At 48.7% G+C, this 20,376-nt stretch carries 18 protein-coding genes; 11 read left to right on the plus strand and 7 right to left on the minus strand.

The window, feature by feature from the left end; all coding sequences use genetic code 11:
- The first annotated feature begins 263 nt into the window (after positions 1-263).
- Complete coding sequence (locus H5715_RS01920) at positions 264-2,345, plus strand: putative bifunctional diguanylate cyclase/phosphodiesterase (protein ID WP_175574268.1); 2,082 nt, start codon at positions 264-266, stop codon at positions 2,343-2,345.
- A 28-nt stretch (positions 2,346-2,373) separates the two neighbouring features.
- The gene (locus H5715_RS01925; RefSeq protein WP_075185826.1) at positions 2,374-2,580 is read left to right on the plus strand and encodes a hypothetical protein; all 207 of its coding nucleotides are present in this window, start codon (positions 2,374-2,376) and stop codon (positions 2,578-2,580) included.
- 9 nt (positions 2,581-2,589) lie between these two features.
- Here the strand turns inward: H5715_RS01925 and purN are convergent, their stop codons facing one another.
- Together purN and purM are read right to left on the minus strand one after the other, a co-directional pair.
- A complete protein-coding gene (gene purN / locus H5715_RS01930; RefSeq protein WP_075185825.1) occupies positions 2,590-3,228 on the minus strand; it encodes a phosphoribosylglycinamide formyltransferase in 639 nt (212 codons plus the stop codon).
- A gap of 9 nt (positions 3,229-3,237) precedes the next feature.
- On the minus strand, positions 3,238-4,308 hold the full coding sequence (gene purM, locus H5715_RS01935) for a phosphoribosylformylglycinamidine cyclo-ligase (RefSeq protein ID WP_075185824.1): 1,071 nt from the start codon (positions 4,306-4,308) through the stop codon (positions 3,238-3,240).
- A gap of 204 nt (positions 4,309-4,512) precedes the next feature.
- On the opposite strand from purM, the gene H5715_RS01940 reads away from it, so the two are divergent.
- Together H5715_RS01940 and hda are read left to right on the plus strand one after the other, a co-directional pair.
- A complete protein-coding gene (locus tag H5715_RS01940) occupies positions 4,513-5,661 on the plus strand; it encodes a DUF2066 domain-containing protein (RefSeq protein WP_139309791.1) in 1,149 nt (382 codons plus the stop codon).
- Positions 5,662-5,664: 3 nt separating this feature from the next.
- Positions 5,665-6,378 carry a DnaA regulatory inactivator Hda gene (hda, locus tag H5715_RS01945; protein WP_075186092.1) on the plus strand — a complete coding sequence of 238 codons (714 nt, stop codon included), beginning with the start codon at positions 5,665-5,667 and terminating at the stop codon, positions 6,376-6,378.
- 181 nt (positions 6,379-6,559) lie between these two features.
- Here the strand turns inward: hda and sppA are convergent, their stop codons facing one another.
- Genes sppA through arsC form a run of 4 tightly spaced genes read right to left on the minus strand, consistent with a single transcriptional unit; the run spans position 6,560 to position 9,817 of the window.
- Positions 6,560-8,440: a signal peptide peptidase SppA gene (gene sppA / locus H5715_RS01950; RefSeq protein ID WP_075185822.1), complete on the minus strand. Its 1,881-nt coding sequence runs from the start codon at positions 8,438-8,440 to the stop codon at positions 6,560-6,562.
- A gap of 13 nt (positions 8,441-8,453) precedes the next feature.
- Positions 8,454-8,834 (minus strand): DUF2069 domain-containing protein, encoded by a 381-nt coding sequence (locus H5715_RS01955; protein WP_075185821.1) that lies wholly within the window; start codon positions 8,832-8,834, stop codon positions 8,454-8,456.
- Positions 8,835-8,860: 26 nt separating this feature from the next.
- Positions 8,861-9,457 carry an NAD(P)H:quinone oxidoreductase gene (gene wrbA, locus H5715_RS01960; protein WP_075185820.1) on the minus strand — a complete coding sequence of 199 codons (597 nt, stop codon included), beginning with the start codon at positions 9,455-9,457 and terminating at the stop codon, positions 8,861-8,863.
- A 3-nt stretch (positions 9,458-9,460) separates the two neighbouring features.
- Positions 9,461-9,817 (minus strand): arsenate reductase (glutaredoxin), encoded by a 357-nt coding sequence (gene arsC, locus H5715_RS01965; RefSeq protein ID WP_075186091.1) that lies wholly within the window; start codon positions 9,815-9,817, stop codon positions 9,461-9,463.
- A gap of 70 nt (positions 9,818-9,887) precedes the next feature.
- Between arsC and H5715_RS01970 the strand changes: the two genes are divergently transcribed.
- The 3 genes from H5715_RS01970 (at position 9,888) to H5715_RS01980 (ending at position 12,929) form a co-directional block, all read left to right on the plus strand.
- The gene (locus H5715_RS01970) at positions 9,888-11,159 is read left to right on the plus strand and encodes a YihY family inner membrane protein (protein WP_075185819.1); all 1,272 of its coding nucleotides are present in this window, start codon (positions 9,888-9,890) and stop codon (positions 11,157-11,159) included.
- 105 nt (positions 11,160-11,264) lie between these two features.
- Positions 11,265-11,630, plus strand: coding sequence for a response regulator (locus tag H5715_RS01975; protein WP_075185818.1), 366 nt, complete (start codon positions 11,265-11,267; stop codon positions 11,628-11,630).
- A gap of 48 nt (positions 11,631-11,678) precedes the next feature.
- Positions 11,679-12,929: a valine--pyruvate transaminase gene (locus tag H5715_RS01980; protein ID WP_075185817.1), complete on the plus strand. Its 1,251-nt coding sequence runs from the start codon at positions 11,679-11,681 to the stop codon at positions 12,927-12,929.
- On the opposite strand, the gene H5715_RS01985 is transcribed toward H5715_RS01980, so the two are convergent.
- On the minus strand, positions 12,919-13,464 hold the full coding sequence (locus H5715_RS01985; protein ID WP_075185816.1) for a gluconokinase: 546 nt from the start codon (positions 13,462-13,464) through the stop codon (positions 12,919-12,921). The two genes, H5715_RS01980 and H5715_RS01985, sit on opposite strands and share 11 nt — an antisense overlap.
- Positions 13,465-13,611: 147 nt before the next feature.
- Here H5715_RS01985 and gntR point away from each other — a divergent pair, with 147 nt between their 5' ends.
- The 4 genes from gntR (at position 13,612) to H5715_RS02005 (ending at position 20,353) form a co-directional block, all read left to right on the plus strand.
- On the plus strand, positions 13,612-14,625 hold the full coding sequence (gntR, locus tag H5715_RS01990) for an HTH-type transcriptional regulator GntR (RefSeq protein ID WP_075185815.1): 1,014 nt from the start codon (positions 13,612-13,614) through the stop codon (positions 14,623-14,625).
- Between the two features lie 18 nt (positions 14,626-14,643).
- A complete protein-coding gene (locus H5715_RS01995; protein ID WP_425507007.1) occupies positions 14,644-16,305 on the plus strand; it encodes an MFS transporter in 1,662 nt (553 codons plus the stop codon).
- Between the two features lie 312 nt (positions 16,306-16,617).
- Positions 16,618-18,978, plus strand: coding sequence for a GH36-type glycosyl hydrolase domain-containing protein (locus tag H5715_RS02000; protein WP_075185814.1), 2,361 nt, complete (start codon positions 16,618-16,620; stop codon positions 18,976-18,978).
- Between the two features lie 85 nt (positions 18,979-19,063).
- A complete protein-coding gene (locus H5715_RS02005) occupies positions 19,064-20,353 on the plus strand; it encodes a Dol-P-Glc:Glc(2)Man(9)GlcNAc(2)-PP-Dol alpha-1,2-glucosyltransferase (RefSeq protein ID WP_075185813.1) in 1,290 nt (429 codons plus the stop codon).
- Positions 20,354-20,376 lie beyond the last annotated feature (23 nt).

Consider the following 20,376-nt stretch of genomic DNA (forward strand, 5'->3'; position numbering starts at 1 on the left):
GATAGGCGAGGGGAATTCACCTCCCCATTTTGCTTTCAGCCAGGTGGGTTGATACCCCCGTGTTTTAAATCGCTTTCCTTCTGCTGCCATTTGTTCCATAAAATTGGTCTTATTGACCGAAAATGTTGCGGTGCAGCGCTATACTCAAAGTAAGGCTGTTCTTGTTTGGGCTTCGGTTTGCGTCTTACTCTTACTTTGCGGGTCAATGTGCTTTTAAAACGCGAGGAACGATAAGACTGGCGCTGTCAGTGGGAGGTGCAGATATGCGTCTTAGCGATATTAATATCAGCACTAAACTGACATTGATTGCTGTTGCGTCCTCTGCTGCCGCTATCCTTTGTGTGGTAATCGCTTTTGTTGTGCAGGATTTACGTTTGGTCAACCAAATCAAGGACGAGCAAATTCGTACGCACAATGCGTTTATCTCTACCAGCCTTTCTATTGCTATCGACGAACACCGTAAAACAATGGTTTACGATCTTCTGCTATCGACTTTAAGTGATTATGGTATTGTTGCCGCCGCCGTAATTTCACCAGATTCGACTCTCTATGCCAGCATAAATTTTCCTGAATTGGAGGAAAATAAACCGGTGTCACTGCTGGATTTTTTTCGTTACGCCAAATCACCGGCTTTTAGCTCAGCAGTCGGTGTTTATCAGCATGATATTCCTGTTGCAAACTCGGCACCGGCCATACTCGTAACCCTCGTTAGCCTGGAGGACGTCCAGCAGCGAATTTGGTTTATGGCGGGCTATTCAGTAATGGCATTTATATTGGCGATGTTTATCTCTCTCTGTGTTTCATGGCTAGTGCAGCGGATGGTATCGAACCCCATTCAGCAGCTTAGTGGTTTGATTCGTCGTATCAAGCTGACAGGCGACTACAGCTTACGCTCTGAAGGGGAAGGGAGTGATGAGTTGGGAGAGTTGTCTGAAGGCTTTAATGCCATGCTTGAGCAGATTCGGCTTAAAGATAAAAACCTTGAAAAGCAGGTCCTTCGGCGGACTCAGGAGCTGGAGGAGTTAGCCGAAGCGTTTCGCTACCGGGCTTTTCACGACCCATTGACGGATTTGCCTAATCGAGCTTTGTTGCAGGAAGAGTTTTATCGTGCTGTAGCGCATGCCAATCGTTCGGGTAAGTATTTTGCCCTTATGCTGATGGATGTTGATGATTTTAAGCAGGTAAACGATACCTACGGCCATGAGTTTGGTGACGAGCTTCTGAAGGAGGTTGCGCGTCATATTCGATGTGTTGTGCGTGCCGAAGACCGTGTATGCCGTATGGGCGGCGATGAGTTTATTGTGCTGATGGAAAACATCAGTAGTGAAACAACGGTGCGCACTATCGGTGAGAATCTCCTGAAAGATTTAAATAATGAGTTGAATATCCTCAACGTATCCTTAAAAATCAGCGTTAGTATTGGCGCGAGTATTTATCCACGGCATGGAGGGCAGCTGGGGGATCTTAAACGGAAAGCTGACGTTGCTATGTATCATTCGAAAGAAGAGGGTAAAAATCGGCTGACGGTTTTTCAAGGTTTTATGGAGCGCAAGGCCTCCCATCGTCAGTTGGTTAAAAATGATTTGGACGGAGCACTGAAGAACAACGAGCTGGAAATAAATTACCAGCCGCAGGTGGATATTGAAGCGGGAAAGCTTGTGGCGGTGGAGGCACTGGTGCGCTGGCGAAACCCTGAGTACGGCATGTTAAAGCCAGGCGAATTTATTGGCCTAGCCGAAGGTAGCGATTTAATACGCAATATTGATTACCATGTTATTAAATATGCCTGTAGTCAAAGCGCAGACTGGCTAGCAACACTTGGTCGCTGTATACCGATTTCTGTTAATGTCTCCGGTGTGCATTTCCGAGATATGGATATTGTCAATTTTATTGATCAGACACTGCATGAGTACGGAATAGGCGGTAAACATTTGATTGTGGAGCTCACACAGGCCGTTTTAGGCGAAGATGAGACGTGCGTTCGAAGGGTTGTCGATGCCTTGCGAGAGCTTTGCGTACGCAGTGCGCTGGATAACTTTGGTACGCCTGCCAGCTCCCTGCACTACTTGCGTTGCTTTCGGGTTGATATTCTAAAGCTGGATAAAAGCTTCTCCAGATTTGTCCACAGTAGCGAGCGAGAGAAGAGGTTGGCGAAGGGCATTATTTCGCTTGCTAAGGATTATGGTGTTACGTTAGTTGCCGAGGGAGTGGAAACCGAATCGCAGGCAGCCAGCTTGACGTCGCTTGGTTGTAGCATTACCCAGGGTTACTGGCACGCAAAACCTTGTAATCGTCAGATGTTTGAGCAATGGTTAGAAGCCTTTGAACACAAGCATGTCGCCTAATTTTAATACACTAACTCGAGAGTGATGTATGACAGATAAACCGGAAACAACGGACAACGTAGTGCCGTTAAAAAAGAAAACACCTGCCGAAGAGCACAAAGGGAAGTCCATGTGTCGCCACGGTTTTCACAAATGGATAATAAAGCAGGATAAGCAGTTTGATGTGAAGCAGGGCAAGCTGGTGACGATTCTAAAGTGCAGCCGCTGTGGTAAAGAAAAAGTGCAGTTGAGTTAACGCTCTGTGCTAAAACGTAACTGGATTTCCATCCACAAGGGCTTTCCCGTCCACCATTTTCACTCTGCCATCGGCAAACCAACCTACTGCCTGCGGGTAGATTTTGTGTTCTTGTACTAGCACTCTTGCGGCTAGCTCCTCTGCCGTATCACCTTCCATCACGGGTACGCGCGCCTGAATAATATTTGGGCCGCCGTCTAGCTCCGCTGTCACAAAATGTACGGTTACACCGTGCTCTTTATCGCCCGCATCAATCGCGCGTTGGTGGGTGTGCAAGCCCTGATATTTGGGCAGCAGGGAAGGGTGAATGTTAAACATACGCCCAAGGTAGTGCTTGGTAAACTCGGGGGTGAGTATTCGCATAAAACCGGCGAGTACGACGAGATCTGGAGTGTACTCGTCGATGGTCTCACGCAGAGCTTTATCGAAACTCTCGCGGCTGTCGAATTGTTTGTGATTGAGTATGCGCGTGCTGATACCGTGATTGTGTGCGCGCGCCAAACCTTTTACGCCGTCTTTGTTGCTGATAACGGCACAGATTTCAATATTAATCGTGCCGGCTTCCTGCTGGTCGATAATGGCTTGTAAATTACTACCGCTACCGGAGATTAGAACGACCACACGGGCCGGCGCTTTCACTTGTGTCATTACCGGCTCTCAGACAATATTGCGCAGTTCAACTTGTTCTTCACCTTCTTCAGCGGTGTCGATCTGGCCAATAACAAAGGCCTGCTCGCCTTCGGTTTTCAGCAGTTCGATTGTGCGGGTAGCATCGGCTTCCGCTACACAAATCACCATACCCACACCACAGTTAAACGTGCGGTACATCTCACGGGCTTCCACATTGCCTTTTTCCTGCAGCCAGGCAAAGATATCCGGGAACTGCCAGCGGCTGCATTCAATCACTGCTTTGGCGTTTTCCGGCAGTACGCGGGGAATGTTTTCGGTTAGGCCACCGCCAGTAATATGGCAGAGGGCGTTCACTTGAACCTGCTTCATTAGGTTCAGTAGTGGCTTAACGTAGATGCGAGTGGGTTCCAGTAGGGCTTTGCCCAGCGTGGTTGCGCCCAGTTTTGTATTGAGGTCGGCACTGTTGACTTCAAGAATCTTACGAATGAGTGAGTAGCCGTTGGAGTGGGGGCCACTGGACGGCAGAGCGATTAATACATCACCTGTTTGCACCTTGCTGCCGTCAATAATTTTGGATTTCTCAACGATACCGACGCAGAAGCCTGCTAGGTCGTAATCTTCTCCTTCGTACATGCCGGGCATTTCGGCGGTTTCGCCGCCAACCAGTGAGCAGCCAGACAGGTTGCAACCATCTCCAATGCCTTCAACGACTTGTGCCGCAATCTCTACAGAAAGCTTGCCGGTGGCGTAGTAGTCGAGAAAGAACAGGGGCTCTGCACCACCGACGATCAGGTCGTTAACGCACATGGCGACCAGATCGATACCAATGGTGTCGTGCTTTTGCATTTGCAGGGCCAGTTTCAGCTTGGTGCCCACGCCATCGGTGCCAGAGACCAGGACGGGCTCATCGTAGCCTTTTGGCAGCTCAAATAATGCACCAAAGCCGCCCAGTCCGGCCATAACTTCGGGTCGTTTGGTTCGTTTAGCCACAGTTTTGATGCGCTCGACCAGAGCATTACCTGCGTCGATATCGACACCGGCGTCTTTGTAGCTAAGTGATGGGGAAGTTTGGCTTGGGGGTGGCGTTTGTTGAGTCATATCGGTAGAGTTCAGTCAGGTTATTGCTGATGCAGGAAAGGCGTGCATTCTAACAGCTTCGATGGCGGGCTAACACCCTTGAATTCGGCCTAATCGGCCTTCATCAACGGGGTAAATTTGTGTTACAGCGCCCTGTGATTTCGTTGGCGAATTGCTACAATTTACCGCCCAGTAACAGGCGCAACCAAGTGAGAGAGGATTTAGGTGAAATTAGCCTATAGAGGTATTCAGACTGCCCGATTAAAAAGCCACATTATGTGCCGTTCCTGCGCGCTGGTTGTGCTCGCCGCAATGATGTGGATAGGGCCGGTGTTCGCGCAGCAGAATTTTTTTAAAGCCTCCGTGCCCGTGACGTCCCAGTCCCCCGGCGATAGAAAGGCGGCTGCACAGCTGGCGTTTGCCGAGGTGATAACCCGGATTTCCGGGTCTGATTTGGTGCTGGATAATTCGCAAATGAATTCCGCGCACTCGAATGCCATTGCCTATGTGGAGCAGTTTCAGTATTCCCCGGTGGATGATCCCAAGCTTCTTGCTCAGGGCTATAAAGAGCAGATCGCGCTAACGTTTTCAGCTGTTTCTATCGAACGATTATTGCGCAAAAACAACCAGCCTTTTTGGCCGGTTAATAGACCTACAACACTGGTGTGGTTAGTGGAAAACGATTTTGAATATGGCAAGCAGCTGGTGTCTGGTGATATGGCTCCAGAACTGGCTGAAGGATTTGAAGAGGCGGCTAGTCTGCGCGGTTTGCCCCTGAGTTATCCGTTATTGGATATACAAGATCAGGTTAACCTTTCTTCCGACCAGTTGTGGATGCTCGACGAGCAGGCAATTTTACAAGCGTCGGAACGTTATTCTCCCGATTCGATACTGGTTGGTCGATACTCGGTCACGTCGACGGGGGAAGTGCTATCCACATGGCAGTTTTTTCATCGTGGGGACTCTCGGGTTTACGATAGCCGCAATCAAAATTTGGAGCAGTTGGGAGCCGCAGCGCTGAACCCGCTGGGAGATTACTTGGGTGGGCGCTATGCGATTCTAGCTCAAGGCGAAAACAGTTCCGCTTTGGTTTTACAGATCGCGGGGGTTAATAGCTACAGCAGCTACCGAAAGGCGCTGGATTATTTAGACTCCATAGCGGCAACCTCCGGTGTTTTTCTGGCGGGAGTTCGTCAGGACACTTTGTTGTTGTACCTAGATTCCGATGCCGGTGTAGAGAAGTTTGTCAGTGTACTGGCGTTGGACGGAAGGCTCAAAAAGAATGAGTCCGTTGCCGCTGGAGATCTACCGGTTTGGCAGCAGGCGCAAAGAGGGTCTTTGGAAAATCCCTTGCAGTACCGTTGGGGTCGTTAAGTGATGAGTGATGGGACTCCAGTTCAGTTAAGCCTCGGTGTGTCTCTGCGCGATGATGCCACGTTCGAAAATTATTTCGTCGCGGCCGGAGTGAACACACAAGCGGTCTTCGCACTCAATCGTCTGGCCAAAAACAATCAGCAGGACTTAATGCTGGTATGGGGTTCCCGCGGGGCGGGGCTGACGCATTTGCTGCAGGCTGCCTGTCATATAGCAAGCCACGATGGACGAATGATCCAGTATCTACCCATGGCGGATGTACGCGGTTACGATGCAGCGGAACTCTGTGATGGCCTGGAGGAGATGGATATTGTGTTTCTTGATGGTATTGAGCACGTTTGTGGTAACCACCTTTGGGAGCAGACATTGTTTCATCTGTTCAACCGCTTGCGTGACGGCGGGAAATCGCTGCTGGTATCGTCTCATACCAGCCCTCCGTCACTTCCCATTTTATTGCCGGATTTAAAATCGCGTATGCTCGGCTGTGAAATCTATCATATAGAAGGCCTTACGGATGAAGGGAAAAAAGAGGCTTTAAAAATGCGTGCCGCAGCAAGGGGGATGGAGCTTTCCGGCGAGGTGGCAAGTTTTATTTTAAACCGTGCATCGCGAGATACAGCTGAACTTTTTTATTTGCTGAATCAGCTGGATGATGCTTCGCTGCAGGAAAAACGTAAACTGACCATTCCTTTTGTTAAAGAGGTGCTAGGGCTTTAGATGACGCTTTGTTTGAGCGCAATGGTTTTCATACTGTGCGGCGATGCCTTGGCAATTTTCTTCAGGCTCTACTGAAAAGCCATTCCTTCACGCCCACACCAATATCCGTTGGCGTTGGCGTTGGCGTGAAGGGAATAACCCATGTACCTGAAAGAATGGTCGTGGGGCTAAAGTTTAGTCCTCAAGGCGTATAGCACTCCATGCAATAGGCCATGGTCGCTGGTTGCTGTCCTTCTTCTGTGGATAGCTTTATTTGTTTTAGTATTTGCACAAGGCTATTGATCGTTGGCGAGCTGGTAGACATAGACGCCAATCTATTTAGTATGCCAATATTTTTCAGCGGACCTTCCAGTATTATCCCTTCGAGTTTTACGCTGGCGTCTTCCATAAGTGCGCGCATAATTTCTTCCGACGTGGAGAGGGGTTTTTCTATGACTTTGATACCGTAACTATCGAGTTCGCGGTCACTCGCAACGGAGATGATCAGGTCGTTCAATGTCCCAATATTGTCTACCAGGCCCAACGACTTGGCCGCCTCGCCTGTCCATACGCGGCCACCGGCAATTTCGTTGACGCTGGTGGGGTCGCTGTTGCGCGCTTCAGCCACAATATTCAGGAAACGGGTGTAAACATCGTTCACGCCGTTTTGGATCAGTATTTGTGCCGGTGCGGAGAGTTCTCGGTCGATATGATAAATATCGGAGAGCGATGTTGTGCCTATGCCATCGGAGTGGATACCTATTTTGTTCACGCTGTCGGCGATATTGGGGATTAAGCCCCACACACCAATAGAGCCAGTGAGTGTAGACGGGGTTGCCCAAATTTGTTCGGCTGCAGTAGAGATCCAATAGCCACCGGAGGCGGCCATGCTGCCCATGGAAATATACACGGGTAGTTCCTGCTCTTGTGCTTCGAGAATTTCACGGCGAATCACTTCGGAGGCGAAGGCACTGCCGCCGCCACTGTTAACACGAATAACCAGAGCTTTTAACGATTCATCCTCACGAGCTTGTCGGATAAGTTCGCTTAAGCTGTCGCCACCAATTGCGCCGTTGTCCTGTTTGCCATCCAGAATATTACCGGCGGCAACAATTAAGCCGATATTGTTTTTATTCTGTGGGGAGTGCTTGGCCATGGCGTGACGGTAATGGCTATAGCTGATGGCTTTAAATGTATCATCCTCGTCATCCTTTCCTACCTGTTCGATCAAAGCTTTGCGAATGCCACTTCGAGAATGCAGTTCATCAACTAAGCCCTGGCTTTGGGCTATGGTGGCCAGTGTTTCCTCTGTCTGGCTCGATTCCGTGGCAATAGAGATAATATAGCTTTCGATTTCCGATTGCGGCAGTTGACGGTTTTGACTGACCACTTGTGTGTAGCGCTGCCATAATTCATTTAGCCAGCGGCTGTTATGTTCGCGCGAAGCAGTTGACATATCGTTGCGCATAAAGGGTTCTACGGCATCTTTGTAGTCACCTACGCGAAACACATGGAATTTTACCGCCAGTTTGTCGGCGGCATCCTTGTAGTAATTGCGGTACACGCCGAAGCCGGTGAGCAACAGATTGCCCATATCGTTCATATAAATCGTGTCGGCATAGCTGGCGAGAAAATACTGCTGCTGCGAATAGTTATCAGCATAGGCGTAGATGGGTTTTCCGGCAGCTTTGAACTGGTTGAGAGCCTGCCCCAGCTCCTCCATTTTACTGATACCGCCGCCAACAAAGTGGTTGAGGTCTAACACCAGGGCCGTAATGCGCTTATCTTTTGAGGCTTGGATAACCGTGCCGATAAGTTCGCGCAGCGGTGTTTCTGCAATGCGATCTTCAGACCCGAGCAACAGCTCGGCGGGCGTGGGTTTGTAGGTTTTTTGGTCGACAAGGTAGCCTTCTGGTGCGATATAAAGTGCGGTTTTTGCCGGCATCTCAAAACGTGGTGCGGAGACAATGCTGGCGATAATCACAATAAGAACTAGCAAAAAAAGCAAGTTAACAAATGCTGCGCGCAGCCAGCTGACGATTTTCCACAAACCGTTCCATAGAGAGCCAATAAATTTAAACATGAGAGGGGGTTCCTTAACCTTTTTGCTGTCTTTGTAACCAGCGAGCGGCGAGCATCGCTGAAATAAAGGTTGTCACTGTTAACGCAACAAACAAGGCATCGCTCCAGTTTGCTGTCGACATAAACACACCATCTATCCCTTTAACAAAATACATTAGTATCACAAAGCATAGCCAGCTGTAGCTGCGGTAATATTTTTGCCAAAGACCAGGCAGCAGTACCAATAGTGGTAGGGATTGCGCAGACAGTACTACCCAGTTTGGGCCGCTGGCGCGAGTAAAACACCAACCGAGAAACAGTATCTGCAGCGAAATATAACTGATCGCTACTGCGAGCAGACTGTACCGGACTTTCGTTGCCAAATGAGCAATGGGCTTTAATTGTTTTTCAGGCATGATGAGTTTAATCGGGTTTGGTGTGTTTAGTGTGAAAGCTTTTGGGCTAGTTCTGCAATGCGCTTTCCCAGCGCCGTACACAGGTGTTGCTCTTCTGCGCTAATATTCCTGTCGTGATGGGTGCCACTGATATGGCTGGCACCATAGGGTGTGCCACCACTTTGGGTTTCGTGCAGTGCATTTTCACTGTAGGGGATACCGGTAATTACCATTCCGTGATGTAGCAAGGGCAGCATCATGGAAAGTAGGGTAGATTCCTGGCCTCCGTGCATGGAACCGGTGGAAGTAAAGACCGCTGCGGGCTTTCCTATCAGATCACCGTTGAGCCAGCTGCTGGAGGTGTTGTCGATAAAATACTTCAGTGGTGCAGCCATATTGCCAAAACGAGTGGGGCTGCCAAGTATAAGGCCTGCGCAGCTTTTCAATTCTTGCTCACCGCAATAAATATCGCCCAACTCCGGAATGACAGGTTCGGTCGCTTCGCAGGTTGCAGAAACCGGTGGAACTGTGCGCAATCGCGCTTCCAGTCCAGCGGCTTCAATACCTCTGCCAATTAACTGAGCCATTTCGCGGGTGGCGCCTTTTCGGCTGTAGTAGAGCACCAGAATATAAGAATCACTCATGCTCTAACCCAGCAGCGCATTGACGTTTTCCGGTGGACGTCCCAACACCGCTCGATCACCTTTAACTACAATAGGGCGCTCGATCAGTTTGGGATATTGCACCATAAACTCAATAATTTGCTCGTCGCTCAGTGAAGTATTGGATAGCTGGTTTTCCTTGAAGCTCGCTTCGCCTTTACGCAGAAGATCGCGAGCGCTTATGTTCAGCTTGTTAAGTATGTTTTTGATTTCTGCCACGGATGGGGGCGTTTCCAGGTAGAGTACAATATCGGGTGTTATTCCCGCGTCTTCAATCAACGCCAACGTTTGGCGAGATTTTGAGCAGCGGGGATTGTGGTAAATACGTATAGAGTTGGTCATCATAATGGCCCCCTTTATGATTGATCGGGTATTCTAAACCATCGGCAACAATGAGCGAGAGAAAGATTCCATGGAGCAGGTTGATATAGGCTATCAGCAAAGAGTAAAAATGGTGGCAAGCTCGGTTGGGCTGTTCTGTGTAGAGCTTTACCGCGAGTTTATGGATAAAGGCTGCCAGAAAAGTGCTGCTGCCTTGACCTATATGACACTGTTTGCGCTCGTTCCGCTTATTACCGTTACATACTCTATGTTTTCGGTGATTCCTGCGTTTGATGGTGTGGCCGAACAGTTGCACAAAATGATTTTCGCCAACTTTTTGCCTGAAACGGGTAACGAAGTGGCGGATTACCTGGCGGACTTTTCTTCTCAAGCCCGCAGCCTGACGAAAGCCGGTGTGGTCATCCTGTTGGTGACAGCCTATCTGATGCTGCGTAATATCGAAAAGACCTTCAATTCGATCTGGGGGGTGAAACAGGGACGTAGCGGTCTGTTTGGTTATTTATTGTACTGGGCCATTTTAAGTATTGGCCCGTTGCTACTGGGGTCGGGCTTTGTTGTCAGCACTTATCTGCTATCGCTAAAATTGATTGTTAACGAGCTGAGTCACCTGGGGCTTACGGCGGCGGTCTTCCAGCTGCTGCCCTGGACGATGACCAGCGTGGCTTTCACCATGCTATTTGTGGCTGTGCCCAATTGCCGTGTGCCCTTTCGTTATGGGCTGATTGGCGGGATTCTCACTGCGGTATTGTTTGAATTGCTGAAAAATCTGTTTGGTTATCTGGTGGCCAATTCCAGCTTTAAACTTATCTATGGCGCCTTCGCCGTTGTTCCTCTGTTTCTGCTGTGGATCAATTTTTTGTGGACAATCATTCTTGGTGGCGCTGTTTTTGTGCGCACACTGGCAGAACATAGCTATGCTTCTAAGGTGTTGCGTTATTCGGATATGCTTGCGGTACTGCGCTGCTTGGCGTTATTTCGAGCGAAAGCAGCAACTGGTGGAACCGTTTCTGATAAGGATTGCGTCAATCTGGGTTTGGGGTTGGTGCACTGGCAGCGTCTGCGTTCCATGCTGGTTCAGCATCGCTGGATTGTTGTTACCGAGGCCGGAGATTACGTCCTCAGTCGCGACCTTAAGCAAGCCAGCCTGTGGCATGTGGCTGAAATGGTGCGATTACCTGTGAATGAACAGGTACCGGAAGGTAAAGACGCTTTGCCAAATCCAGAGCCCTGGTTGCAGGATTTTCTGGCCAGGCAGGCACAAATTGGTGCTAGCGCACGGCAAACTTTTGCGCTGTCGCTGGAGCAACTTTTCGCCCAGGAAGCTAAAGACCTTGGTGAATAAAAAAGTCGTTTTATAGTTTTAAAGAATATTTCAAAACAGTTTTTCCTCCTGTGTCTATAATCTAATGAACACTTGGAAGATAGAGATAGTTGAACGCGAGATTTCATGGCCATTCCTCTGTTGATTTGTGACGACTCCAATATGGCTCGTAAGCAGGTAGCCCGCTCGCTGCCGGAGCAATGGGAAGTCGATGTTTCCTTCGCTGGTAACGGTATGGAAGCGTTAGATGTTATACGTGCAGGGAAAGGCGAAATGGTCTTTCTCGATCTCACCATGCCGGTAATGGACGGTTATGGGGTGCTGGAGGCGGTACGTAAAGAAGATCTAAATAGTGTCATTATTGTTATTTCTGGCGATATCCAGCCGGAGGCGCGGGAGCGGGTAAAATCCCTTGGTGCTCTCGATTTCATCAAAAAGCCCATCGACAAGCAAAAACTCAACAGTGTGCTAGAAGCCTACGGTTTGCTCTAAGCCCTTCGGATTGCTGTAGAATCTGCCCCCTGTGCTCTTGGGGTAGTTATGAAACTTTCTTCTATTGGTCAACAACTCTGTAGTGAATCCGGGATCGTCAGTTTGATGGAGGATCTGGGTGATGCTCTTAATGTCAACCCAGATATGCTCTTTCTTGGCGGTGGTAACCCAGCCTCTGTCCCCGCATTTGAACAGCGTATTGCGCAACATTTACAGCGTATAGCGACGGACCCGGTTAAATTACACAAGCTACTTGGAGTCTACCAGTCGCCCCGGGGCAACGAGCAGTTTATCAGCGCCTTGGCGGCATACCTTCGTAACACTCTGGGTTGGGATATTAGCGAACGTAATCTTGCCGTGACCAACGGCAGTCAGCCAGCGTTTTTTTTGCTCTTTAATATGCTGGCGGGCGAGGCGCCCGAAGGTGGCGTCCGGCGAATCTACCTACCCCTAATGCCCGAGTATTTGGGCTATAAAGACCAAGCCCTGGCACCGGATCTATTTAAAAGTTTTCGTCCAGCCGTAACCCTGACGGGCGAGCATCGCTTCAAGTACAAAATCGATTTTGAAGCTTTACACATTGATGATGATATCGCCGCTCTTTGTGTCTCTCGCCCCACCAATCCTACCGGCAATGTCCTGACCGATGACGAGATGGATCAGCTCAATCGCTTGAGTTTACAGTACGAGGTTCCTCTTATCGTCGATTGCGCCTATGGCACTCCATTTCCAGGGCTGCTCTATAAAAACATTACAAGCCAGTGGCAGCCGAACAATATTTTTGTGCTGAGCCTCTCCAAATTGGGCTTGCCGGGTGTACGGGCGGGTATCGTTGTTGCTAAAGAATCGGTGATTAATAAGCTGGTGCATGCCAACACGATCGTCAGCCTCGCTAACGGTAATCTAGGACCTATGCTGGCCGCAGAGCTATTGATAAGCGATGATCTGGAGCATATTTGCCAGCAGGAATTGTTGCCCTACTATCGATCCAAGCGCTCGCAAATACTCAAGCTTTTAGGCGAGCATTTGCAGGGGGTGAACTATCGTATTCACGAGTCGGAAGGAGCTTTCTTTGTGTGGCTTTGGCTGCCGGATTTGCCCATATCATCTACACAGCTGTATGAGCGCTTGAAACAGCGCAATGTGCTGGTCATGGCTGGCGAGCATTTCTTTTTCGGGTTAGAGGGGGAGTGGGAGCACCAAAAGCAGTGCCTGCGTCTCAACTTTTGTCAGAGCGAAGAGGTGATGAATGCAGCTCTGGGTATTTTGGCTGAAGAGTTAAACCTGCTTAAGGGGTAAGTTTCCGGTTCCGTAATGCTTCCACCGCCTGGGCCACTAGCGGTTCAATGGCTTGCGCTATATTCAGCGCTATAACGTCCTTTTCCTTGGGTACTTCCAGAGCTTCAAACTGGCTGTCCAGCAGCGAGCTGGGCATAAAGTGTTTACTGCGAGCCTGCATTCGCTGAAGTATCAACTCTTTGTTGCCTTCGAGATATAAAAAACAGATATTGGCCTCTGGAATACGCAGAATATCCCGGTGCTCCAAGCGCAGGCCGGAAAACGCCAGCGAGCAGCTTTTACCTTGCTTGGATAGGGTCTGCAAGTGAGTGCGAATGGATTGTACCCACGGTAGGCGCATAGCGTCCGTTAGTGGTCTGCCGTTGGCCATATGAGCTTTGTTTTGCTCGCTGTGAAAATCATCGGCATCGAAGCTTTCTATACCCAATCGTTTTCCCAGCGAATGGGCCAGAGTTGTTTTGCCGCTGCCAGACACGCCCATGGCAATCACTACAAGAGGTTTAGTGTTGATAGTGGGTTTGTTGTCGACGGTCATGGATAGGTTCTGTTTCTGGATGATAGCGCTAACATTTTTGTTATGTTATGGTGCCGGACAGCCTGTTTTAGGCCCGTGAAGCCAAAGTAGTGTAGGGGCTTTAAACAAAAAACGCTACATTTATAGTGGCTTGGTGTAATAAGAGTAATGGGTAATCGAGTAACTATGGCTGATGTGGCAGAGTTAGCGCGTGTTAGCGCTATCACTGTGTCGCGGGTTATTAATCAGCCAAATAAGGTTTCTGAGGCAGTCCGCCAAAAGGTGGAAGACGCTATCGAAGCGCTTGGGTATATTCCTAATCGCTCGGCCAGCGCCTTGGCTTCTGCTCGCTCGGGGGTTATAGGTGTCGTTATTCCCTCTTTATCCAACAGTGTTTTCAATGATGTCTTACAGGGGATCTATTCTGTTGCGGGGCCTGCGGGTTATCAGGTTGTGTTGGCCGATAGCCATTATTCTCCCCTGGAAGAAGAGCAAATGGTGCGCACGTTGCTGGGGCAGTCGCCAGAAGCGATGATTATTACCGGTAGCAATCAAACCCGGCAGACCCGCAATTTGTTACAGGCTGCGGATATTCCAATTGTGCAGCTTATGGAGTTTGTCGAACAGCCTCTTGATATGTGCGTAGGCTTTTCCCATCGCCAGGCGGCGTTCGAAGCGGTCAATCATATGCTTGCTGCCGGTTATCAAAAGCTGGGGTTTCTGGGTGCAAGAATGGATCCCCGTGCTCAGCAGCGTTTACAGGGTTACATTCAGGCAATGGAACAGGCCGCAAGGTATAGTGAAGATTGGGTCGTGACGACGCCACGGCCATCGTCAATTGCGGTGGGGGTGGAGTTGTTTAACAGCTTGATGTCTAAAAGCGCTGGCGAGTGTGACGCGGTGTTTTGCGTAAATGATGACCTGGCATTGGGTACTCTGTTTGAATGTCAGCGAATGCATATTGCCGTACCGGATAGAATGGCAATATGCGGCTTTAACGATATTGAAGCTTCTGCTTTGGTCAATCCACCGTTGTCCAGTGTGCGTGTCCCCCGTTATGACATGGGGGCTAAGGCAACGGAAATGGTGCTGGGCGTGCTGGTGGGGGATGCGGTAGAAGAAAAGCAGATAAACTGCGGCTACCAATTAATAGTGCGCGAATCCACGAGCGCGAAGCGATAAAAAAACAACAATAAAATTATGGGGGATAAAGTGTCATCTATCACTACAGCAGAAGACAGAACAGCAAAACTCGCCATTGGTGAAAAACTCGGTTATGGCTTTGGCGATTTCGGTTTTAATTTGTACTGGACCACCATCGCCTCGTTTCTTGCCGCGTTTTATACGGATGTTTTTGGTATTTCCGCTGCAGCTGCGGGCACCATGCTGTTAACCACTAAAATTGTCGACGCCTGCACCGATCCTTTAATGGGTGCTGTCGCGGATAGAACGCGTACGCGCTTCGGACAATTTCGGCCGTTTTTATTGTGGGCGGCTTTACCCATGGCCGGCGCGGCCGTTCTCACTTTCAGTACGCCAGATTTAAACGCGTCGGGTAAAGTGATTTATGCGTATATCACTTATACATTAATGATGATGATGTATACCGTGTTGAGTACGCCGTACTCGGCGCTTTCCGGCGTAATGACTGCGCGCAGCCAGGAGCGAACATCTCTAATCAGTATTCGTTTTATCTTTGCGTTTAGTGCGGGTTTTTGCGTTAATTATTTTACTTTAGATATTGTTAACGCTCTGGGTGCCGGCGATGACTCCAAGGGATGGCAGTTGACCATGGGGCTTTATGGTATTGCTGCAGCCATTATTTTCGCGATTACCTTTTTAGCAACGAAAGAACGTATCTCTCCACCAGCGGAGCAGCGCACTCACCCTATTGCCGATATTAAAGATCTAATTGCCAATCGGCCGTGGTTAATACTATTTGTTCTTTCCATGATTATTATGATGACCATTACCATGCGTGGTGGTTCGGCGTATTACTATTTCACGTATTTTCTTGAACGTCCTGATCTATTGGGTGTATATCTTGGTTTACAGATGGCGGCATATGCTGTGGGGGCCGCCTGCGCACCGCTGATGACAAAGTTTCTTGATAAAACACGTTTGCTGATGCTGTTAATGGTTATTGTCGGTAGTTTGTCGGTTATATTTACTTTTGTTCCTAAACCCGATCTCAACGGTGTGAGAACTATTCAAGCGAATGAAAACGTCACGCTTCAAGCCAGTGAGTTGGTGGATCTCAGTGGTGCGAGTGAGGTGCAATACCAGTGGCAGGAACACCAAAGATCTTGGTGGATTTTTACTGATCGTGTTGCGATAGCGGGTGAGAGGTCTGCATCTGCAGTGTTTACGGCAGAGGAAGATCTGGTGGTGAGCATCCTGGTTACTTACAAGAATCAATCCGGCGAATTACAATTGGTCGATAGTGGAACTTTACCGAGTGAAATCTGGATGATGTTTTTGCTGTGTGTGTTGATCAGTTTAGCCTTGGGGCCTAAATCACCGCTTACCTGGTCTATGTATGCAGATAGTGCCGACTACAACGAATGGAAAACGGGCCGCCGCGCAACGGCGATGACTTTTTCTGCTGCGACCTTCTCCCAGAAACTGGGCGGGGCATTAGGTTCGGCTGGAATGTTATGGGTTTTGGCTGCTTTCGGTTATGCGGCGAAGGAAGCTCAATCTGATGCATCGCAGTTTGGCATCGTTTTGCTGCAAACAGCGGTTCCGGGTTTCTTCGCGTTAATTGCGGTGTTTGTGGCTAAATTTTATACGTTGACCGGGGCTCAGCTGGAAACGATTCAGGTGGATTTAAAAGAAAGGCAGGCGGCGGCTGAAAATTAGTCGATCAGGTTGATGACTGCGAGACACTTTCTACCCTCTTAGGGTAAGTCTTTCAAGTTCGCATTAACAAGCCCCTTTAAAGCCGTCAATTTCTCCCGTAATTGGCGGCTTTAAAACATTCCCCCCATTCTGAACGTTTAGCGATCACTAGTAATAGGATTGCTGGAATACACTTTTACGACCACGCTGGGGAGTGGCTTCTGAGACTCGCGACCACTGCTTTGCGTTTTGCCGCAGAAGCGATTCATTCTTTTATTTGGACTGGGATTGAACTCCCGACTTACCTAAAACTGATTTTAATTGGATTATTCAATGCTAAAACTCTCCTCAAAAGGTGATCGTTGCGATTTGTTAACGCCGACAGCGATGCCCCATTCAGCGGGCTTTTTGTGGAATCAACAAATGATGATTCACGTTAATTGCCGTGGTTATGCCATTGCGCAATTTATGCAGCCCGAACCCTCAAAATATACATATCAGCCAGTGATTGAAGGCAAAATATTTATGCTGCCGGAGCAGCCTTTTTTTGCGCATTCGCCGGGCCGCTTCTTTTACATAAAAGATGAAGAAACCGGTGAGTTGTTTTCTGCACCCTTCGAGCCGACAAAGGTCAAGCCAGAGAAGTTTGTATTTTCTGTTGGTAAAAATGATATTCGTTGGACGGTGGAACATCTGGGGATTGAAGTAACTCTAGAGTTAAGCATCCCCGCCGATGACGTCGTCGAACTGTGGCAGCTAAGGGTAAAAAATAAATCCGCTCGCGCGCGTAAGATCAGTGTCTACCCCTATGTGCCTTTCGGTTTTATGAGCTGGATGAACCAGTCTGCACAATATCGAGAGGATCTAGGTGGAATTATTGGTAATTGTGTGACGCCTTATCAGAAGCTGGATGATTATTTTCTAAATAAAAACCTAAAGGATAAAACCTACTTTTTACACGAGCGAACACCTGTTGCCTATGAGGCCTCTCGGGATGCCTTTGAAGGTGAGGGCGGTATTCACAATCCGATAGGTACGCAGCAGGAGGTGTTGGGAAATGGGGATGCGCTTTATGAAACGCCTGCCGCTATATTGCAGTACCGTCTGAACCTCGAACAAGATCAATCGGAAGACTACCGGTTTTTATTGGGGCCTGCCTTTGACGACGCGGACGTTCGTCGTGTTCGCGAGATCTACTTTGGCGATAGAAATTTTGCAAAAACCAAAGCTGATTATGCGGCTTATATAGCTAAGGGAAAGGGTGTTCTTCACATTGAAACGCCAGACAAGCACTTCGATAACTTTATAAATACCTGGTTGCCCCGGCAGGTGTTTTATCACGGGGATGTCAATCGCCTGTCCACCGATCCGCAAACGCGTAATTATTTACAGGACAGTATGGGTATGAGTTACATCAAGCCCGAGGTGACAAAAAACGCCTTTCTTTGGGCCTTGGCGCAACAGGAGGAGAGCGGCGCAATGCCCGATGGTGTCTTGCTGCGTGAGGATGCCCAGCTGAAATACATTAATCAAATTCCTCATACCGATCATTGCGTCTGGTTGCCGGTCTGCCTGCAGGCCTATCTGAACGAAACCAATGACTACGCTTTTCTGGACGCGCTGGTTAAGGATTGGAAGGGCGACACGGTGCTGAGCGTTTTCGTGCGAATTTCGGCTGCTATGCGTTGGTTGTTGAATGACCGCGATGAGCGAGGTTTAAACTATATTGCACAGGGTGACTGGAACGATCCCATGAATATGGTTGGTTATAAGGGCAAGGGGGTTTCCGGCTGGTTGTCGGTGGCAACCGCTTACGCCTTAAATTTATGGGCGGAGGTGTGCGAACAGGTTGGTGCGCTCGAGGATGCCGATGAATTTCGTGCGGGTGCAGATGATATCAATGATGCTGTTAATAAGCATGTTTGGGATGGTGATTGGTACGGCCGAGGTATTACTGACGACGGTGTGGTGTTTGGGGTTTCCAGCGATAAAGAGGGACGAATTTTTCTTAACCCACAAAGTTGGGCATTAATGGCGGGTACTCCAGATGAAGATCAAGCCCGGAAAATCTTAAAAGCTATTGATGAACAGCTAGACACACCCTACGGGGTAATGTTGTTGGCACCGGCCTATACATCTATGCGTGATGATGTCGGTCGTTTGACTCAAAAACACGCCGGGGCGGCGGAGAATGGTTCAATTTACAATCACGCTGCGGCATTTTATGCCTGGAGTTTGTGCTGCATTGGCGATGCTGGCCGCGCCTTTGACGTGATCCGAAAAATGATATCGGGGCCGGATGAGGCGGACTATCTTCAGCGTGGTCAATTACCGGTCAATATTCCCAATTATTACCGCGGTGCTTATTATCAGCATCCTCGTACAGCGGGACGCTCAAGCCAGTTGTTTAACACCGGTACGGTTTCATGGGTATATCGCTCGGTGGTGGAAGGCATTTTTGGTTTGGTGGGTACCAGAGACGGTTTGGCCGTAAAGCCACTGCTGCCTGAAGGCTGGGCACAGGCGAGTGCTACTCGAGAGTTTCGGGGCGCCACATTTAACGTGAATTACCAGCGGGTTGAAGATGTTACTGCGATCTCTATTGAGGTTGATGGGCAGCCTTTGAGTGGTGCTGTGATCTGTGCGATTTCTCCCGGCAGCGTCTACCGGGTAGACGTCAAACTCCCCCTTTAAGGCCAGGTAAACTGTGGTGGGCTCCCTTGAACCCACCACAGAAAAGCTCAATAATGGCGGTCTAATAACAAAGTAGAGTTTCCTTTTGAATTCACCTCCAGCGCCTCCCAAAGACTCACTGTCGCCTACAGCGTTATTTTACCTGCTGGTTTTGGCCGTCCTTCTAATGGGGTTCAATGCGATGAGCCATCTTAGTGGTGGTATCGGAGATGAAGATGTTCATCGGTACCAGATTAACTGGTTCATTAATGGGCGCTACGAAATTTTCAAATATGTCACCATGTTGCCTTTTTATCATGCCGTGGTGGCGTTTTTCGGTAAAGTCACGGGTCTAACCTCACTCGATGGTTTACGCTTTGTGCATATGGCTATATCGGCAAGCGTAATTCCTGCCATGGTTGCCCTTGTGCGTTGCTTTTATCCAACGGAAGCACTTTCTCGCACGCTTCTGCTTGTTTTTGTTCCTTTTCTTTTCCCGCTATTTTTTTTGACCTACACCGATCTTGTGTCGCTTATGTTCGTTCTGTTTATGGTTGAGCGGGCGTGGAAAGAACACTACGTGTGGTCGGCAGTGTTAGCCCTATTTGCTGTTGTTGTTCGCCAGCCAAACATTATTTGGGTAGCGTTTACTGCTTGTCTGGTGGTGCTGAATACGGCGAAGGAGATGGGAGTTGGGTTTTGCGTTAAGGGTAGTGACGGGAATACTGGTTTACTTGATTGGGATTTTCTAATCCGAGTTCTGCAGCGAACGTGTTTCTATGGCGTTGTCTTTGCCTTGTTTTTGGCGTTTGTGGTTTGGAATGGCGGCGTTGCGGTTGGTGATGCCGAACAGCATCCCATTTCCTTTAATTTGTCTAATCTGTATTTTTTCCTATTGGTAGCCTTTGTGTTGTTTTTGCCATTTAATGTAGAGCAGCTGGCAAATATCAAACGACTGCTGATGGCGAATTGGTGGATTCTGCCGCTGCTGTTAGTGCTATTCGTTGTTTATTTTTATACCTATGAGCACCCTCACAAATACAATACGGCAGCATTAAAGTTTTATCGTCACAACTTGTTTATTCATTACACTTGTGATTATTTACCTTGGCGAATTCTTAGTTTTATCCCTATGGCCTGGATGGGTTTAAGTTTTGTTACGTCCATCCGCACATCTGATTATGCTCCCGTATTGTTGTTAATGTTGCCTTTTGCGTTGCTTTCTTTTGTGCCCTTGCCATTAATTGAGCAGCGCTATTATGTGGTTGCTCTAACCTTGTTTTTAGCGTTGAGACCGAAAATGTCGTCGTTAAGCACAGGGATTACGCTATGGTCCTTTGTCGCGATTTGCGCGTACGTTATGTTCAATATTACACGTAAAGTATTTTTCCTATAAACAAACAGTTAGTGGTCTTATGT

The sequence above is a fragment of the Teredinibacter haidensis genome, from assembly GCF_014211975.1.
GTDB classification, from domain to species: domain Bacteria; phylum Pseudomonadota; class Gammaproteobacteria; order Pseudomonadales; family Cellvibrionaceae; genus Teredinibacter; species Teredinibacter haidensis.

Coding starts and splice junctions, on each gene's coding strand:
- H5715_RS01920 (WP_175574268.1), top strand. CDS start 264: ATGCGTCTTAGCGATATTAATATCAGCACTAAACTGACATTGATTGCT.
- H5715_RS01925 (WP_075185826.1), top strand. CDS start 2,374: ATGACAGATAAACCGGAAACAACGGACAACGTAGTGCCGTTAAAAAAG.
- purN (WP_075185825.1), bottom strand. CDS start 3,228: ATGACACAAGTGAAAGCGCCGGCCCGTGTGGTCGTTCTAATCTCCGGT.
- purM (WP_075185824.1), bottom strand. CDS start 4,308: ATGACTCAACAAACGCCACCCCCAAGCCAAACTTCCCCATCACTTAGC.
- hda (WP_075186092.1), top strand. CDS start 5,665: ATGAGTGATGGGACTCCAGTTCAGTTAAGCCTCGGTGTGTCTCTGCGC.
- sppA (WP_075185822.1), bottom strand. CDS start 8,440: ATGTTTAAATTTATTGGCTCTCTATGGAACGGTTTGTGGAAAATCGTC.
- H5715_RS01955 (WP_075185821.1), bottom strand. CDS start 8,834: ATGCCTGAAAAACAATTAAAGCCCATTGCTCATTTGGCAACGAAAGTC.
- wrbA (WP_075185820.1), bottom strand. CDS start 9,457: ATGAGTGATTCTTATATTCTGGTGCTCTACTACAGCCGAAAAGGCGCC.
- arsC (WP_075186091.1), bottom strand. CDS start 9,817: ATGACCAACTCTATACGTATTTACCACAATCCCCGCTGCTCAAAATCT.
- H5715_RS01970 (WP_075185819.1), top strand. CDS start 9,888: ATGGAGCAGGTTGATATAGGCTATCAGCAAAGAGTAAAAATGGTGGCA.
- H5715_RS01975 (WP_075185818.1), top strand. CDS start 11,265: ATGGCCATTCCTCTGTTGATTTGTGACGACTCCAATATGGCTCGTAAG.
- H5715_RS01980 (WP_075185817.1), top strand. CDS start 11,679: ATGAAACTTTCTTCTATTGGTCAACAACTCTGTAGTGAATCCGGGATC.
- H5715_RS01985 (WP_075185816.1), bottom strand. CDS start 13,464: ATGACCGTCGACAACAAACCCACTATCAACACTAAACCTCTTGTAGTG.
- gntR (WP_075185815.1), top strand. CDS start 13,612: ATGGGTAATCGAGTAACTATGGCTGATGTGGCAGAGTTAGCGCGTGTT.
- H5715_RS01995 (WP_425507007.1), top strand. CDS start 14,644: ATGGGGGATAAAGTGTCATCTATCACTACAGCAGAAGACAGAACAGCA.
- H5715_RS02000 (WP_075185814.1), top strand. CDS start 16,618: ATGCTAAAACTCTCCTCAAAAGGTGATCGTTGCGATTTGTTAACGCCG.